General features: G+C 30.7%; 14 protein-coding genes. 5 read left to right on the top strand and 9 right to left on the bottom strand.

Annotation, left to right across the window (positions count from 1 at the left end; genetic code table 11):
* The first annotated feature begins 52 nt into the window (after positions 1–52).
* Positions 53–358 (top strand): hypothetical protein, encoded by a 306-nt coding sequence (locus EG242_RS02595; RefSeq protein WP_124898360.1) that lies wholly within the window; start codon positions 53–55, stop codon positions 356–358.
* A 32-nt stretch (positions 359–390) separates the two neighbouring features.
* On the top strand, positions 391–606 hold the full coding sequence (locus EG242_RS02600) for a hypothetical protein (protein ID WP_124898361.1): 216 nt from the start codon (positions 391–393) through the stop codon (positions 604–606).
* A gap of 163 nt (positions 607–769) precedes the next feature.
* On the opposite strand, the gene EG242_RS02605 is transcribed toward EG242_RS02600, so the two are convergent.
* Together EG242_RS02605 and EG242_RS02610 are read right to left on the bottom strand one after the other, a co-directional pair.
* Positions 770–2,299, bottom strand: coding sequence for a hypothetical protein (locus tag EG242_RS02605; protein WP_124898362.1), 1,530 nt, complete (start codon positions 2,297–2,299; stop codon positions 770–772).
* Between the two features lie 89 nt (positions 2,300–2,388).
* Positions 2,389–3,981 (bottom strand): hypothetical protein, encoded by a 1,593-nt coding sequence (locus EG242_RS02610; RefSeq protein WP_124898363.1) that lies wholly within the window; start codon positions 3,979–3,981, stop codon positions 2,389–2,391.
* Positions 3,982–4,852: 871 nt separating this feature from the next.
* On the opposite strand from EG242_RS02610, the gene EG242_RS02615 reads away from it, so the two are divergent.
* The 3 genes from EG242_RS02615 (at position 4,853) to EG242_RS02625 (ending at position 7,026) form a co-directional block, all read left to right on the top strand.
* Positions 4,853–5,122, top strand: coding sequence for a type II toxin-antitoxin system ParD family antitoxin (locus tag EG242_RS02615; RefSeq protein ID WP_124898414.1), 270 nt, complete (start codon positions 4,853–4,855; stop codon positions 5,120–5,122).
* Entirely contained in the window at positions 5,097–5,396 is a 300-nt protein-coding gene (locus tag EG242_RS02620) for a type II toxin-antitoxin system RelE/ParE family toxin (RefSeq protein ID WP_124898364.1), read from the top strand. Before EG242_RS02615 ends, EG242_RS02620 begins: the two co-directional genes overlap by 26 nt.
* 1,234 nt (positions 5,397–6,630) lie before the next feature.
* Positions 6,631–7,026 carry a helix-turn-helix domain-containing protein gene (locus tag EG242_RS02625; RefSeq protein ID WP_124898365.1) on the top strand — a complete coding sequence of 132 codons (396 nt, stop codon included), beginning with the start codon at positions 6,631–6,633 and terminating at the stop codon, positions 7,024–7,026.
* Between the two features lie 363 nt (positions 7,027–7,389).
* On the opposite strand, the gene EG242_RS02630 is transcribed toward EG242_RS02625, so the two are convergent.
* The 7 genes from EG242_RS02630 to EG242_RS02660 all read right to left on the bottom strand — a co-directional run bounded on the left by EG242_RS02630 (position 7,390) and on the right by EG242_RS02660 (position 18,637).
* Complete coding sequence (locus EG242_RS02630; RefSeq protein ID WP_124898366.1) at positions 7,390–8,316, bottom strand: hypothetical protein; 927 nt, start codon at positions 8,314–8,316, stop codon at positions 7,390–7,392.
* 9 nt (positions 8,317–8,325) lie between these two features.
* Positions 8,326–10,905, bottom strand: coding sequence for an AAA family ATPase (locus EG242_RS02635; protein ID WP_124898367.1), 2,580 nt, complete (start codon positions 10,903–10,905; stop codon positions 8,326–8,328).
* Positions 10,906–11,144: 239 nt separating this feature from the next.
* A complete protein-coding gene (locus EG242_RS02640) occupies positions 11,145–12,692 on the bottom strand; it encodes an ATP-binding protein (protein WP_124898368.1) in 1,548 nt (515 codons plus the stop codon).
* A gap of 56 nt (positions 12,693–12,748) precedes the next feature.
* Complete coding sequence (locus EG242_RS02645) at positions 12,749–14,221, bottom strand: hypothetical protein (RefSeq protein WP_124898369.1); 1,473 nt, start codon at positions 14,219–14,221, stop codon at positions 12,749–12,751.
* 20 nt (positions 14,222–14,241) lie between these two features.
* Entirely contained in the window at positions 14,242–17,097 is a 2,856-nt protein-coding gene (locus EG242_RS02650; protein WP_124898370.1) for a type I restriction endonuclease subunit R, read from the bottom strand.
* Between the two features lie 148 nt (positions 17,098–17,245).
* Positions 17,246–17,413 carry a DUF3800 domain-containing protein gene (locus tag EG242_RS02655; protein WP_124898371.1) on the bottom strand — a complete coding sequence of 56 codons (168 nt, stop codon included), beginning with the start codon at positions 17,411–17,413 and terminating at the stop codon, positions 17,246–17,248.
* Positions 17,414–17,431: 18 nt separating this feature from the next.
* Positions 17,432–18,637, bottom strand: coding sequence for a restriction endonuclease subunit S (locus EG242_RS02660; RefSeq protein WP_124898372.1), 1,206 nt, complete (start codon positions 18,635–18,637; stop codon positions 17,432–17,434).
* Positions 18,638–18,663: the final 26 nt, after the last annotated feature.

Consider the following 18,663-nt stretch of genomic DNA (forward strand, 5'->3'; position numbering starts at 1 on the left):
CTGTTTTTTGTAAGTATTTATATACATTTTACCTATTCAAAATTTAAAAGCTATGAATCACAGTAATGACAATACAGAAAAACCACAGTCTGATGTTTATGTTGAACTTTCTGCTGTAGGACAAAATCAAGTACAGAAAGGCATTATTTTTAGTGAACTAAATTCTCTAAAACAAGAATGTGAAGTGACATACGAACCGCACGAAGCTATTTTAGATGCCGGAGTCTATTCTTTCGATTTATTTTACGAGCCAGACATTACAGTTGATGATGCTGCTCCGTTTCAAAAAACTACTGACGGTAATGCAAGCAACAAAATAGAACTTAAACTAAAACAATCAAAACAATCACTTGATTAATTAATTACAACATTTTAAAAAAGTAGAACAAGATGAACACCGTAACATTCACAGAACAAGATTTTAAAGAAACGCTGACAGGTTTTGTATTCACCATGCAGTGCAATGGTGCTGAAAACAGAAAATTTGGTGTAGAAGCTTTACAACCCGATGGTTCGTACGAAGAAATAAACGTAGTAACCAAAGCTAAAAATGATATCTTTGAAATTCACGAACAACCTTTTGTGGGCAGGGTTTTATATGTATAACAAACATCACAAATGATCTTCAAAAAGGCTGTTTTGTTTCGTATTAGCTTTTATTAGTGCGGTTACATATAGTTTGAACCTTTACCATTCTAAAAAATGATTGCTACTTCATACAAAACCTACTGTTTTCATTGAAATAGCAATCATTATATAATTGGTGTAATTATTCGATCTCGGCTTGTGATAAATTTATTATTCTGAAAAAGGACTGCAAATTTTGCAGCATCTGCCCTTGCAATCTAATATTTTTTTCCCTTACTTTATTTCTGTCTACCTCATCATTAAAAAGTAGCGGTTTGATGTTTTGTACCAGTTGTTCAAATTCTTCATTTGTTATACCGGCATACCGTACCAACTGCAACAAGGTGTTTATATTTTTAGAGTTAGGTACGTAATCCAAATAATACAGAATATATATTTGCAACGTGCATACGAAGCATTCTCGCAATTTCTTTGATGGTATTTCTAAATAATCTTCTGTTACGAGTATAGTATTATCTACAAAATTTGCAATGTTTTTCGTTGAGTACTTAATTTCGAACAAATTCTCATGATAATCAGAATACCAGTTATTGCGCCAATGGATGGCAGGTTGATATCCCGAAGTATGAATTCTGTTGCCGGATTTACACACCTTTTTATAAAAGCCCTGCTGTACATATACATTATACTGTATATAAAAACGGTTGTGGGCAATTATTGCGAACTGCACCTCATCATCTGCCGTTTCAATTTCCCTGATGATTTCCTGCAGTGGTTTTGAAACTTTTTCTTTCGTAATCAACAACAGATAGAAGCAGCGCACCGTTTTGTTACCCAAATAGCTCACTGTTTCGTGGAACAGGAATATTTCTTCGACCTCCTCGCTACTTTGCAGCTGTTTTAAATGATCTGAATATTTAAATGGAACTGTATCTTGTTGTTGCAGACTGACTATTTGTTTGTTCTTATCCAACTCCTCAAATATCTGCAGTATGATTTTCTTTATCTTCTTTTGTGCTTTTTTCAGTGCTTTTCCCCAATCATCATAAATTCCAGCGTCTGAAAGGCTTTGCTGTTCAAGCAGATAAAAAGTATCGCTGCCTTGTTTAACAAAGACCGATTTTAATAATGGGCATATTTTTTCAATAATGAGTAAGCGCTCTGTTAAGCTGCCTTTAACATTTACAGCACCCAGAAATAAAAGCTCCAATGTTTCCAATTCTTTTTCGTAACCTTTAAGGAACAGGTAACAGCTTCCTTCTAATTCATCTTTTATAAAATCATCGGTATACGATTTTAACAGCTGTTGTCTTTCAATATACCGTTCCTTAAATTTTTTGAAGTGTTCCCAGAAGTAATAGTCCGAAAGCATTGCGGTTTCATCATCGGTATACATTACTTCCGCTTTGCTCAGGTTTAAATGTATAAAGGGACTGTTGAGCTTTTTATGTTTTGTTACATCATCTTCGTCCAACAATACTACCAGCACTTCTTCATCTGCAAAAAATACTGCCCTGTTTTGATCAGAAAAAACAGCAGCGGCTTCCTTTTTGTTTTTTACATAGAGCCACAGTATTTTTATTTTTTTATTGCTGACCGCATTGCCATACCATGCGATGCAAAGTAACTTCTGACTAACCAGTGTTGTCAGTCCGTTTTGTAATTTTTTAGTAAAATCTACCTTTTTGAAAAATTCTTTTTTTGTTTCCATCATTTCTATATTTTAAAATTAATAGTCGGTTTATTGATCATAAGGTTTGTTTTAATTATCCCCTAAGCATTCCTCCCCCCAATGAACAGCTACGTTGCGGCGTGATTGTACAACTTTTCGCACAAACACAAGGTTTTCGTAAAAACCAACTGATCATGTTCCGGCAGTCCGCCATCGCATCTGGGATAAAAATACATCGAGGTATTTAACAGATCAAGAATTTCCTTTACATCATCAGTATGCACACATACTTTAAAAATTTCGGGTAAGAAGGCTTCCAATAACTGCATAAGGTATCGGCAACTGTACATAGCGGGTACGTACTGCACTTTCTTATGTAAAAGCCCGAGTACCAAATGCTGGAACATACTTTTAAGAAGTAATATATGTCCGGACTTGTAGACTAAATTTTCCTGTTGAAATGCGATAAACCAAGGAGAAACATACGTAAGACGTTCATTCCAATACTGCTTTTGTAATTTCTTTATATCAGCCGTGCTGGTACTTTGAAGCACGTTTTCGTTAATGGTAAGGTTGTTTCTCAGATACCGTAAATTTTGAGGTATGACGAATTCTTTTAAGAACAATTGAAACCTGTTGCCGTTATTTTGCAGCCAATCAAGCGTATGTATCACACAGAATACCTCTACCCTTCCTTTGAAATAATGGGATACTTTGTGCGTTAGCATATCGTGTTGCTGTACTCGCATTGCAGGAGCTATCAATAACAGATTGAATTTATAAGTATTGTCTGAATCCGCCTTAATGATGCTATTGGTGCTTAACAGATAAACAGCATCTATCTTATAACAATTGGTTAGAAAAGAGACCAGCTGTTTCAGCAGGAGCGTTTCTTGCTTTATAGTATCTAGAACCTGACTTTCGAGCCTTTTAGTGTAAAACCTGTTCAACCTGTTAAAGCAACCCGTTTGCAGCTCTACTACCCTTGTTGTTATCTTTTCTATAATACTTTCGTGGGAATGCCCTATTACATATTGTGACTGATCATTAAACGACACCGTTTTTATTTTAGCAATTCGTTTTAAATTTTTAGAAAGCTCCGGATAATACAACTCCACAAAGCGGGTTAATTCCGACTCATTAAAATCCTGATGTACCGACTTGGGAAGCAATACGTTTTTAAGCACATCGATATAATAGGAAAAGGTTTCGAGTAACGCTACATGAGCCGCCTGATATAACTGCTGCTTCACCAATGGTTCTACAAGCAGTACTACAGCCTCTTTTACTCGATGCTCCACAGCCTTGATATGATTTGCAAAAAGCATTGATGCTTTCTGTTTATCGTTACTGTAAAAATTTTGAAACAAGCCGTTCCACCGCTTTGGCTGATCGGCATACACTACAAAGCAAGGCTGTAAATGCAGTTGCAGAAAACTAAAATGAAACTGCGAATGCTGCGGTGCTACGGTATGGTAGTTTACACTTATCAAAGTATCGTGCCGTGTTAAGGCGTCCAATACCTGTATCTGGCTTTGTAAACCTGCCAGCGTATCTCCATCGGTATCTTTAGCTACAACCAATGTGAGCAGTTTAAGGCTGCTGTTGACAACTGGTGTATAGAACACCATATAAACATTAGAAATTCTTATAGCGTTTAAGATGAACTGCCTTAACGAATCGTGGATTTCGGTGGGTATTGTGTGGTTTGAACTTTTCATACTAACAGATTTAAAGTTGTATAAGTCAAAGTTGCATAACTGTTTTTGTGTACCGTACTATGAAGGAGTGTATTGTACCATGAAGGTGTAGTAAAATACCGACAGGCGGTTTTCTGTGTTTTTTACCTATCTAATGTAACGATTGTAATACTCCTTCTTTTATGACTAAAAGAAGCAAAAGTCTTTTATTGCGGTGTATTTTTAATCGGTCGAAATGCACCTTTGAAGCTACTACACCGCAGTTCGGCGGGCTCACTGACCACCCAACGATTTACCCTTCACTCAGTGTATAGACACTTCCCGATTCTCGGGACAAGCTGATAAAAATGCATACCGCTAGTTTATACAACTTCTTCTGTTTTTATAGATTGTACTGCATAAATTATTTTTCTTTATTTCTGTTATTTGTACAATTAAGTATAGGTATTATTTTAAAGATTGAAAGCTGTTAATTATAGTTTATTCAGTTAAGAAGTATCATTTCGAGTAAAGTAGTATATCGAGAAGATTATGTTCTTCTTTTGAAAGATCAAAAGAAACAAAAATCTTTTTTCTTGCCGCGGGTTAAAAGCGGTTAAATATTGTCCTACAAGCTAACTATATCGAATCGGCGCTTTGCTCCCCGATTAGTTTACGCTTGTTTCAACAATTTAACTGGCGCTTCCAACCCAATGGCGCTTTGATTCTCCTAACCAGTTATTTCAGTTTTTTTTTTTATTCTGATGAAGTTCATTCATTAAGCATTTATTTACCACGGATACACATATTCATTCTTATAATGTTAGTGGTGATTGTTCTAAAGATTTTAATAAATTTGTATAAATTACCAAAATTTGGTAACTTTAGGGTATTAATTATTAAAGCCATAGAGATGGGACGAAATACATCAGTTTCTTTAGGAGATTACTTTGAGAATTTTGTGGATACAAAAGTTACGCAAGGACGATTTAAAAATGCCAGCGAAGTAATCCGTGCCGGATTACGACTATTAGAAGATGAGGAGAATAAAATTCAAATTCTTAAAAATGCAATTCAAGAAGGTATTGATAGCGGAATAGCAGAAGATTTTGATGCTAAAAAACATCTTGAATCTTTAAAGGAAAAAATGAAGAATAATGCCAAATTACAAATTAAGCAATAAAGCGGTTGAGGATCTTTCTAAGATTTATGAGTATACTTTTGAATTTTGGTCTGAATTCCAAGCTGAAAAATATTATTTTGAATTAATTGAATATTGCGAATTACTTGCAGAAAATCCAACTATTGGAAAAAATTTTGAGGAAATAGGTCTTGAAATTTTCAAGTTTTCGGCTAATAAACATATAATTTTCTACAAAATTATCAGTACCCAACACATTGAAGTTGTTAGAATTCTTGGTGCTGATATGGACTTGAAAAATAAAATGTTCGGATAAAAATATGTTAGCTACCGAACTGAAGGTTATCTTGAGTGAAGAGATTCCTCGTACCTCGGAATGACAAACTGTCTCAAAATTATCAAACATCCGTCGGTTCGAGCTCGTCGAGAACTTTAATATTTAACTTCCTTAAGATTTCCCTCCACGTCCGTTCGAGCTTGTCGAGAACTTATTATGTGAAACTTAACCGAAGTGACGGCTATCTTGAGCAGACTGAAATGTCTCATTCTATTCTCAATCTCTATTGTACTTAATGGATTCCTTTCGCTTTCTCTGTACTTTTTAAAGATAAAAAGTACCACACACAAGCCTATTCTGATTTATATATTCTTTACAGAGTGGTCTTAGGCGAGTGTTCATGATTACTAAAACAAAATATTAAAGCACGAATAAAAATCTTTCATTGCGGTGCATTTTTAATCGGTCTAAATGCACTTTTGATTCAGTAACCAAAGTCTTTTTCTTTTACGTCCATGCTTTATTTTACAGCTTGGAAGCCGTGAACCTAACAGTTTGCCGCACAAAAGAAACAAAATGCCTCAGCTCCACTTCTCGTGGTCAGTATACGTTTTTACAACTATATCAAAAAAACTCGCTTTATCAAAGCTCAAACAGCTTTTGATTTTACGTTGTATTCAACTCACTGACGCTCACACCGCCGTGAATGCCCGTTTTAGATTCTCATAAATAGCCTATTGAGTTGAGAAGCGTCATTTCGAGTAAAGTAGTATATCGAGAAGTTTGTTTTCTTCTTTTGAAAGATCAAAAGAAACAAAAATCTTTTCTTTTTGTATGATCAATTATCTATTATACATTTTGAAATCATGAATCTCCGATTTCTTGCCTCATCATTAAAACGGTCGACTACGTTTTGCAAGCTAAATCATAAAAAAGTATTCACTCTTTTTTATTTTATATTAATGTATTCTTGAATCTTCGATTTCGCTTCTCTCCCTTATGATTTTTCGCTCAATTACGTCCATACTTTATCTTACAACTTGGAAGCCGTTAACCTTACGGTTTCAACTTGTCAACGCTCGTTTTAATGATAATGGCGCTTAAAACTATCTGTTATTAAAGCATACGGTATTAATAAATTATATACAGTTCTACTGTAAGCGCACTACTAAAATAATCTGTGGGTATTTTAAAGCTACTCCTGTGTCAGTATAGTTTTTTGTTGTTAAAAAAAAAATGAGTATATTTGAATTTATCAAAATACAGAGGACTTATGGAGACGACTCAAAAAAAGCATTTAGGACGCAACATCAGCCGCATACGCGAAATGAAAGGAATGAAACAAGAAACACTTGCCGAGATTCTGGGTATCAGCCAGCAGAAAATGTCGGTAATAGAAAATACAGAAGAATTAGACGATGCCAAGTTGAACGAAATTGCCAAAGCATTGAAGGTACCGGCAAACGCTATCAAAGAATATTCGGACGAAAAGATGTTAAATATAATTAATAGTACAATCACAGATAGTCCTATATATAACAATTTCTGTAATTTCAACCCTTTAGACAAGCTTGTTGAGGCATATGATGAGAACAAGAAATTATACGAACGCCTATTACAGGCAGAAAAAGATAAAACCACATATTTAGAGCAATTGTTAAAAAAATAAGAATTACTCAATTAGTAAAACATACCAGAAAAAGTAAAAAATTCGGCTATTTCATAAAGAGATTGCCGAATTTTCTATTTATATGCTTTTTTACCGAAAATGTGTTTCATGCATTAAGGTAGCCTTTACTATGCTTTATCTACGGAGCATCCCCCTAGTTGCTGTTTTAGAAAATCTTTCGGTTGGGGTGTTTTGCGTAATTATTAATTTTATAGCCGCTATACAGCAAAAATGTATAATATTCGTAAATATTTAAGTCTAGCAATTGTTTATGAAAACCGTATATAGGTAATTTAATACTTATTTAATAATACACTATTTACAAAAATGTTGTTTAGTATAGTTTGGGAACACATTTTATATTTAAAGAGAATTCAACTGATCATTAATATCTTGCAAAAATTTAGATAGTGGTCTCTTATAAATACCTTCATTACTTGTGTAAGTACCTAATTCAAGCCTATTTTCAATAGCGCTGAAATTTCCAACAATTCTTCCAAATTTTTTTTCAAGTTTACTTTTATATGCATTGTTATACTTTATTTTTCTTTGTATTAATTCTTCTATGTAATCTGTATGATGTTCATAAATTTCACTTAAATAAAACTTTTTTGAGATATTAGTTACATCGTTAATTTTAATACTTAGTTTCAAACCTTTTGTAAGGTAATTACCTAATGACAAATTATCTAGTTCAAATTTCAAATTAGAATGCATTCTTTTTATGTCATATTCTCTATTACCTTTAAATTTATTACATGAACCGCAAATTGGAATCAAATTATAAAGTGAAACTGACAAGCCTGGGAATAAACTTTTAGGATAATAATGATCAAATTCGAATATTAGTTTACTTCCTTTAGAATTGTTTGCAAATATAGTATATTGGGCATTACATATATAACAAGCTGAATTCGTTCTACCTTTAAAATATGGGGATAAAGAATTTGATGAGTATTTTAAAACTTCTTGGATTTTGCTTACAAACTCATTATCTAAAATATTTTTTTTACAATTTGAACAATTCGAACAATTTTTTCTACCTATCCTATTTGTACACTTCAATTTATTTTTAAAGTCAATAATTTTTTTAAAATTTTTAGCAATTTTATCTAAATCATCTACACTACAAGTCAAAATACTTTTAATATTTAAACTTAAATATCTTAAGTATTTTTGGTAATTCACATCATTAAACCTTTTAAGATTCTTGATTTTATCAAAATCAAAATTAGTCTTGGAATATAAATCTATTTCCTTTTTATCAAATTTTATAACAGGAAGTCCCATATCCTAAAACTATTTAGTTAATTCTTTAATTTTGTTTTCGTAATATCTAACGAGTAATTCATTATCTGATAATGAATCCTTAAATTTATTATGAAGTAAATCCAAAAGCGGTTGCTTTATAATTATCTCTCCAATAAGATTTATTTCTCTTAATAAAGAATCATACTGTTCCTTTGAGATTTTTGAATTAATTTCTTTAAGTCTATTAAAAATTTCATTAATCTTGAGTGTAGCAAATTCTCCCATGAAACCATTTTCAAGAAAAAACTCATCTGCTAATAAATCATGAATATTTGCTCCAAATGAATTAAGTCCATTTTCATCCTGTAAAGATTTTCCTTGTTTTAACCTTAAAACATTTTGAGATGGAATATCTGAAAGAATAAAAGGAGAATGCGTGATAAAAAAAATATTTATATTTTCAATTTGTTTAAACTTATTTAATTTCAATAGTCGAACTAAATCATTAACAAATTCCCTTTGTTGTTCGGGGTGGAAATAAAGTTCTATTTCATCAAGCACAACCAAAACTTGTTTGTATGAATTAAAATTAGCACGTTTTTGAATTGAATCTAAATTTTTTAAATGATAAACAATAGAACTTAAAAGACCTAATTTTTGAAATTGCCCAGAACTTATTTTTGATAAAGGTATTTTTTTTTCCTTCTCTTTTATTGAAGAATAAAAATCATAGTCAAAAATTGCCGGAGGTAACAAATCTGTCAATTCAATATTTTTTCTAGAATAAATTGCTTTTGTATTGTTTATCAAATCTCCTAATTCTTCTATATCTCTAGAAAACTCCCAGTTTTGGAGATTCCATTTAGTAGATCTACCATTATTAACAATCTTTCTGTAATAGTCAATTAAACTTGAACTACTGAAAATTTTATATTCACCATCAATTTGTAACGTCTTCTTTATCGGATTTTTTATCAATTCTAACAATAATATAGATCTTCGAAGTTTGTCAGTTATATGACTTTTATCAATTCTGATAATGTCAACGAAATATCTTTTAGTTAAATATTGTAGATCGCTTTTATTATTTTTAAGTATATTTTTAGGTTCAAACGATTCTGAAAAAAGTCTGTTTGTATTGTATTTTATTGTTTTTACCGTTTTAACAACACAGTACCAAAATAAATGATATTCAAATTTATCAGTATTTAATTTATAGTAAATCTCATGATTTCCATACCCCAGGTGTTTACAAAAAACATCATAACTAATTGTCAGTTGAATAAGACTAATTAGCGTTTCAAGGCTCATATTAGAAGTTTTTTCCAAAATTTTATTAAAAGGTGAAGTTTTCTTTATTTCCTCTGATAAAAAATCTAATTTACTGTGCTCAAACTGGTTTTTAATAATGTATGATAAAAACGGTTTATTTATATCCTCAGAATCAATGTCTTCATCTTTTCTAACTTCAATATCGTATAAAAATGCATAAGCAGCATATAAATATATTTTTATATCGTACGTTTTTTTTTCTCCTTCCGTTATTTCTTTAATTTTTTTGTTAAAATAATTTACAAGCACAATATTATCATCAATCCATTTTGATAAAAAACCTATCTTTTCATTTATAATATTTTTAGAAATATTTATTGGAAAAATGTCAAGAGTTGCTTTGTCTTCTTCCTGCTTTTCAAATTGATATATTAAAAAATGATCTAAAGCAGTTTCAGCTTTTAATCTAAATCTAATTTCATCAAAACTGTATTGAGGAATAACTGTTCTATATTCTTCATTTGTAAATATAAGTGCACTTAATCTTTGCTTCATTAATTCTTTTTCTCGCCTGACATCAATCATTGCACTTTCTCTATACGGATGAATAACAACAGGCGTTTGGTATCCATCATTTTTATGAAAAATTTTATTTAGCCATGAAACATTTACTTTATTACGATTATCATAAATGAAACCATCATCTTCGAAATCTTTCTCATCTAAACCATATAAAGAATAATTAACATACATTGTAAAGAAATAATCATCAACCTTGAATTTAGTTTCGTTTTTGACTGAATATTTTTCATTTTTATATGATTGATTTTTAAATCCATCATTTTCTAGAACTTTACCACTAATAATCTGTGGTATTTCTAAAACGTTTATATACTCTCTAATTTCATTTTTTTTATTTTTTGCATCTTCTTTATACTTATTAATTGAAAAATTAATATAAATCTTATATAATTTTTCATCTTGTAAAATATAAAGCTCACCTACTATTCCTTCAACGCAAATAAGTTTTTCTAGTTTATTATTTTCATCAATTCCTTTAAAAAAGTTATTTAGCAATCTCAATAAAAATTCAATGATAGAGCTTTTTCCACTACCATTTTTTCCAACAATAGCATTTATATTAATAGACTGAAGTGTGGATTCAGTATTTTCATTTTTACTATAATAAAAATCAGGATTAAGTTCATTGTAGTTTTCTTTTTTTATAATAAAATCATGATCCTTATATTGTTTGTAAGAGTCATCAAAAAAATAAAATTTATTTACTTGTAAATTATTTAGGATATTTTCTTCACATCCCTCTAATGGGCGTATTGCTAATAGTTTGAAGCTCATTTTTTCTAAATTGGATAAAATAATTTATATTTGCTCAACTCTTGCAAATAGCACTTTTATGTTGATAGGATATTAACAATAAAGTTTAAAGCTATGAAATGCATTAGTTGCGTAGGTGTAAAACCTGTATTTGTGAGGGCATATACAAGAATCCGTTACGGTAAACTTGAAAATGTAACTCAACATTGTCGTTCTTTACCTTACCAAGGGTTATTACGATTATTTTATTAGAAGTGAATTTATAACTCACTTCTTTTATTTAATATAAATTCCCTCATTAAATTTACAGACTCTTCTAATTGCACAAATGTAAACCTCGGATTCAAAATATTCTCAGGATGATGAATTTGATGCCTAATATATTCCGTCAAAACAATTTGCTCATTTTTAGTAGAACCATTATTAAAAATTTTAGTATAATCAATCAAATCTTTTCCAATCTTGAAATCGTTCCATAATTCTTCAGCGAAAAGATAGCCGTGTAATTCGTTATGGTATTCATCTGTTAAATCTTTAAAAGCAACATAGTTTATTTCGTTTAAAGAAGGATATGGTAATTGACTAGGTAAAACTTCTGAAATAGATTTATTTCCTTCTGCATCTTTATTGATTAATCTTAAGTTATCAAACTCCAATCCTTTAACAACAATAGAGCTATGTGTTGTTAATAAAACTTGAGTTTTATTTGCTTGAGATAATTCTTTAAAAGCTTTAATCAACAATCTTTGATGATCTGTATGTTGAGATGTTTCAGGTTCTTCTATCGCATAAATAACTGATTGTGAGTTCCCAGAACGCATTCTTCTTTCAGCTTCGGCTCTAAAAAAGTTTAATAAGATTAATCTTTTAACACCACTTCCTCTTTTATTGATTGGGATATTTTCGTCACCAGAAATAGAAACATTCTTAAATACATCTATCCATTTTAATGCACTTGCTGTTGGTATTATCGGATTTAATGAATTCGCTATCTCTGGATTCATTTCTCTCAATTTCGCCAAAGTAGTATCAGAAACAGCATTTAGGTGCACAGTAACACGTCGTGCTATATCTTCAAACATTGAGATTACCTCTTGATCTGCTAAAATTTGAGATACTGCCTTCTTCAAAGGATCTTGTACTTCGCTGTCATTATCACTATTTTTTCTATCAGATTGAAAAAGACAGTATAATGGCAGATAAGTTTGTATTTTTTCCCAAATATTTTTAGCATCTTCTTTTGAAGTATCAATTTCGATCTCATTTAACTGTAAATCATCAGCAAAATGATTCCAAATTGCTGTTCGCATTATTGCATTTACGGTTAGATTTTCACACTCAATAGATTCATCTTTGATTATTTTTTTATAATCTCCAATTTTTTTTAATAATAAATCAGAACATTTTTCATTGGTTGGATGATGTGCTTTGATAAAAACTTTTGCTGCTCCTGCATTTGGGTATTTTTTTATGATTTCCAATCTACCATTAGAATTTAATAGATATTCATTCTCAAATGTAGTAGGGTTGGTAGCATCAATAGTAATCGAAGGCGGTAAATCTGTGAATACCGCAGTAATAAAAATATCTTTATTACCTTCCTCTAACGCATATTTATTAACATCATCTTTATCTAACTTGACAACATAATCTCCTTTTCCATCATTAAAGAAGACGTCTAATGCTTCTAATACGGAAGACTTTCCAATATCATTTTTTCCAACAAAGGTTGTTAAATCATCTATTTTAATTTCAACTTCTTCTTTATAGCTTCTAAAATTTTTAATTTTTATCGAGTGCAATTTCATTTTACTATGTTTTATTAAGTTTATTATTGCTTTAAATTAATTTACTTTTCATTACCTCAATCATTTACTTTTGAAGCGGATTTTTTAGGAGAAGCATTAATTATGATTATATTTTCTTGCTCTTTAAGGTCTAAATCATTCAAAACTGAATTAACTTTTTCAATTTCTTTGTCATTATAGCAAAGGATGACTTTTATGTCACTTATTGATTTAGAAGCTTTTTTGTAAATATCGGTTTGATTTTTTAAATTGTTCTTTAGAGAAGATGATTTCCCTAATTTAAACTCAACAATTGTTGAATCTTTAGAGCCATTAGATATTTTATAGTCCGCAGGACCTCTTCCGTTATTTACTTCAGAATTAACGTCAAAAGGAGTTGCATACCAAGTTAATCTAAACATCCTTTGAATCGTTTCTTCTTTTGCAATAGGTATTCCATCATTATAAAAAACCCTATAACCATCATTATCTTCTATTACTTCTTTCAGATAGACTACTCGTTTAAGAGCTTCTTCATAGCTATCTGGTTTAAATTTATAAAAATCACTAAATTCATCCAACAACTTAGGTAGTGATATTAAAATTTCAGTAAGCTCCTGAGTGATTTTAGAAATTTTATCTTTAGTTAACTTAGAAACATTTTCCTTATTATCTTCTTTAGATTTAATATAATGATCTAAAATTTCCGGAAATTTGTTAACTGTTTTGTTGATGGTAAGATTTCTTTCTTTAGTTGAGGGGTCTTTAGGAAGATTTTCCCTAAAATATTTGTTTATAGAATCTCTTAAGTCTACATTACGAATGCTATTTGATATGTTCTTGAAATTCGAATAAAACTCTGAATTATTAATTGCAGCATCATCTTTTGTTAGAATATCTAGTGGTGTTAAAATAATAAAATCTCCATTATCCTCCAAAAACAAATACGGTAGTCTGTATGTTTTAGGCATCCATCTTTGAAACTCTTTATTAAAAATTGAATTTAATTTAAATTCTCTAATTTGATGATCCTTCAGGTTATTAATAGCAAACGCTTGTGTGTATTCAAGCAAGAAATCATAGATGATATTTGTAGTAAAGTCGCTAATAAAGTCTCTCCCTACACCAGGATTCATTAATGTTAATTTTTCAATATGTGAAGTCTGAGTTATTTTCTCATTGCCAAATGATTTATAGAATCCATTAAAAGAATTTATCATTTTTTTTGCAAAGTCTTTACCTAGTCCTCTTCCTCCATTACTATCTTTTGAGACCCCTAACCAATTTTGCTTTATTTCTGGAAATCTAAATATACTATTATTTACAGCAAAGTCTTTATCTTCTATTGCTACGTTCTTTAGAAACATAATATGTTCAATTAAAATCTTATGAAGTTTTTGGTATTCAGTATCCTTAGAAGCAAATAGCAAGAATGGATCTATAAAGAGCGGTAAATCCGAACTTAAACAAATGTTTAAAGCCCCATATTTTTCTAGTACATTTTTGTCTATATCAAAATAATCTGAAAATAGTATTTTAAATTCACTCATAGTGTTATTTATATTATAATCTACCTCGCAAATCCACTGATAAACGTATTCACAAAATCATAGATTTTATGGGTAACACGTTCAATTTTGGTACTGCGTTCTTTTAAACTTGGTTTTTGAATCATTAAACCAACAATATCCTCACGTAATGGTTGTTTATCAGTAAATAAATATTCACCAATTATGTGTTCCAATTTATCTTGGTCTAATGCTTCTTCTTTACTTATTTCTTGAATAGCTTCTTTACGCTCCTGTTCTACAAAATCTTCAAATGCTTCAATAACATCTTCAGAATCTGCAATTAACGGCAGATTCTTTTGAATAAACTTTTCAATTAATTCTTTTTTACTACGCAACTGAATATCAGAATTCAATAAGTCTTGAATCATTTTTTCTTGGCTCTGTTTTTCAGCCTGTGGAGCTGCTTGTAAACGAACCAATAAATTCATGATATAAGTTACATTAATCTCATCACGATGAATCAACTCTAATTCAAAATCAAGGTCATCTAAAATAGAATGCCCTTTATCATCTTCTTTGTGTAAACCTTTGTTTTCTTCATATAAGTCTAAATACTTGCTTTTGTAATCTTCAAATTCTTGATGCGTAATTGGTAAATCATCGTAATTAAAATCACCGTATTGCTTCATTTTATTCAGCAATCGCATTACTTCCCGAAAAGCCTTAATAAACTCGGCTTGCTCTTCTTCGTTTTGTAACGTGTTTACACTATCAACTGTTGGCGCAATCGTTACTAAAGCATCATATTTTTCCTGTAACTTTTGGTCTAAAGCTTCGTAAGGCAATTCTATGATTTCACCTACGGCATTTTTATTTGCAAATAACTCTATCGCTTTATCTGTTGCCTCTTTTAAATTGCGATAACAAACAATATTTCCATGTGATTTTACTTCATCTAAAATTCGGTTGGTACGAGAATATGCTTGAATCAATCCATGATATTGTAAATTCTTATCAACGTATAAGGTGTTCAATGTTTTACTATCAAACCCCGTTAAAAACATATTTACGACTATTAAAATATCAATTTGTTTGTTTTTAACTTTATCGGCAATGTCGTTGTAATATTGATAAAACAAAGCAGAGTCTTTTGTTGAATAATTTCGTTGAAACATTTTATTGTAATCTTCAATAAAATCATCTAATTCTTCTCGTTTGTATTTTGCTAAATAAGGTGTATCACTTTCTGCCGCAATATTAAATTCGTCTTCTTCTATAGAATAGTTGCTGTTCTTTTTCTGTTCCTCGTTAGCTGTATAAGTAAAAATAGTTGCAATTTTTAAATCGTGTAAACCTTGCTCTTTTGCTTCTTTAAACAATTTATAATAGGCAATAGCAGCATCGGTATCGCTTACACAAAACATAGCCGTAAACTCTTTATTATGCGTTTTTCGGTGATGATTTTGAATGATGTGTTTTACAATAGCTTTTCTACGAACTGGCGCATTCATTACTTCGGGTTCATTGATTTTTTCTACTTCAATGTCTTCAATAGTATCTTTTTGTTTGAATGTTCTAATGTATTCAATGGCAAAGCGTAAAACATTTCCATCTCTAATAGCATCGGTAATTACATATTTGTGCAACGGCTTACCAAACAACATTTCGGTGGTACGTTTTCCATAATCGTTGGTTCCGGCATTTTCAGTAAATATGGGCGTTCCTGTAAAACCAAACATTTGACAACCTTTAAAGAAATTCTTGATGTCTTCATGGGTTTTTCCAAATTGCGAACGGTGACACTCATCGAAAATAAAAACAATGCGCTCGTTTTCTAACGCTTTCATCGCTTTAAGATAATACGGTTTCGTTATTGCATTGTTTAATTTTTGTATCGTAGTAACTATTAATTTATTGGAACCCGTCATTTGGTTTACCAAGGTTTTGGTATCGTTTGTAGAATCGATACTTCCTTTACTAAAACTATTAAATTCTTTTGCCGTTTGCGTATCTAAATCTTTACGATCGACTACAAAAACCACTTTGTGAACTTCGGGTAACTGTGTAAGTATTTGTGCAGCTTTAAACGACGTTAAGGTTTTCCCAGAACCCGTAGTGTGCCAAATATAACCGTATTCGGTAGTTGTTTTTACTTGATTAATGATGGCTTCTACCGCATAATATTGGTACGGACGTAACACCATTAAGGCTTTTTGCGTTTCGTTTAGTACAATATACTGCGTAATCATTTTAGATAAATGACACGGATTCATGAAATCATCTGCAAACTCAGCTAAGTTTGTAATTAGTTTATTTTCTTTATCTGTCCAGTAAAACGATTGCTTAAATGAACGATCTTTTACACGACCATTGCAATAGTATTTGGTATTTACCCCATTACTAATAACGAACAACTGAATAAATTGAAACAACCCAAAACCTGCGCCGTATGAATGTCTTTGATAGCGATTGATTTGATTAAAAGCTTCTTTTAACTCTAAACCTCTACGTTTTAATTCAATTTGAACCAAAGGCAAACCATTAATTAAAATAGTAACATCGTAGCGGTTGTCGTAATTTCCTTTCATAGAAATTTGATTCGCTACTTGAAATTCGTTTTTACACCAATTTTTACTGTCAATTAACTGTATGGTTTTATTTTCTCCCAATTCATTAATATACGGAATACGAGAACGCAGCGTTTTTGCACGTTCAAACGTATTGCCTTTATTGATGTAAAGGAGTATTTGGTTTAATTCGGTTTCGGTAAGCGAAACTTTATTGTGTTTTTCAATCTGTTGTTTGAAATTAGCCACTACATCGGTTTCGTGTTTTAAAACGATACGTTGATAGCCCAATTGTACCAATTGATCTATTAAATTATTTTCTAAGAGTTGTTCTGGTTGTGCGTTCATTTTTGTTAAACATTTGTTTTTAACAATATTATGTTATACATTTGTACTACAAAATCGTCTTTAATAATTAAAGAAATAAAGGATTGGGGTGTCCCCGGTCGAGCAAAAGCCTATCATTTGATGGGCTTTTGTTTTTAGGGAAAAATCTTTAACCCATACATTCTTCCGTTTTTATAGCATTGATATTATTTCTTATATCAAAATAATTATCCTCGCTGGTAAGTATAGCACAAAGTAAGAAAACAGGGAAAGAAGGATCAAGATTTACTAAACCATGATCTCCACTTTCGTCTATAAACAAATAATATTTTTTCATACTTACTTTCACTTTTACCTAAACAAACATTTGCTGCAACATGGCTTTTTTAAAGCTTTGCGTTTGACTAATTTGCTCGTTTACTTTTTCTATACTTTCATCTATAGCCGACAAGAAATCTGCGATTTTTTGTTGTTCGGGTAAACAAGGAAAAGGTATTACAAAATCACTTAAAACTTCTTTAGTTATCGTTTTTATTGTACCTCCTGGAGCTTTGTGTTTTTCAATTTCAAATAATAGAAATAAACAATATTTGTAATAATCAATATGTAGTTTAATATCCAAGGAAGTTATAATTAATAATGTACGATCTACATAACAATCAAATTCAGTAATAGCGATTCTTCCTATTGATCCTTGAATTGTAATTAATAAAGTACCTTTTTTCACAAAGACACTTGATTTTGTAGCTAAGGAACTAATTTTTCTTTTCGTATTTTGTTTTAGTTTAAAATTATCGTCAACATCATAAACTTGAACAAATGGATAACCATTTTCGTCATCGTACCATTTAGCTAATCCATAAGGCTGAGGAAAACTACCTCTTCTAAATTCCGAAATTTCCTTTAATCTCTTTTCTTCCCATTCTGGATATGTTTCCATAAGCTCCACTTCGACAGGCTCCACTTCGACAGGCTCAGTGTGACATTGAGTAGGTTTAAAACGAATTTCTTGCGAAAACAACTTTTGCATCATGGCTTTTTTGTACAACACCAATTGTTCTTTCTTTTCTTCTAATAAATTGATTTTTTTATCTATTGTAGATAAATAACCGGCTATTTTTTGTTGTTCGGGAAGGGAGGGAATTATTTTTTTTAAATCATGAACATCATTTCTATTCAAAGTTGGAACAGTTGATCCTGCATTATATTTTGTGAAATCTAATTTCAAGAAAAAATAATAAATAAATTTTGGCTGATTTCCTTTGAAATCAGTAACCCATAAAGAAGTATTATGAGGCCAATATTTACCTTCTACATAATGAATTTTCCCAATTGTTCCTGACCTTCCTGTAATAATTCCAGGACCATCTACCTTAAATGAATTATGATAATTTTGAATTCCATTAGAATAAACTACAGGGTATTCTCCATAAATTAATTCCGTTGATGGTAAATCGAAACCACGTTGAAGTGGTGCTATATCTTTTATTTTTTTTAAACTCCAATCTCCATCAAACTCAGGAAATCGCAATTTAGGTTGTAGTGTATGTTGTTGTTTCATTTTGTTTTTTATTAAAGTTTTACCTT

This window comes from Paenimyroides viscosum (assembly GCF_003858535.1).
In the GTDB taxonomy this organism is placed as follows: Bacteria; Bacteroidota; Bacteroidia; order Flavobacteriales; family Flavobacteriaceae; genus Flavobacterium; species Flavobacterium viscosum.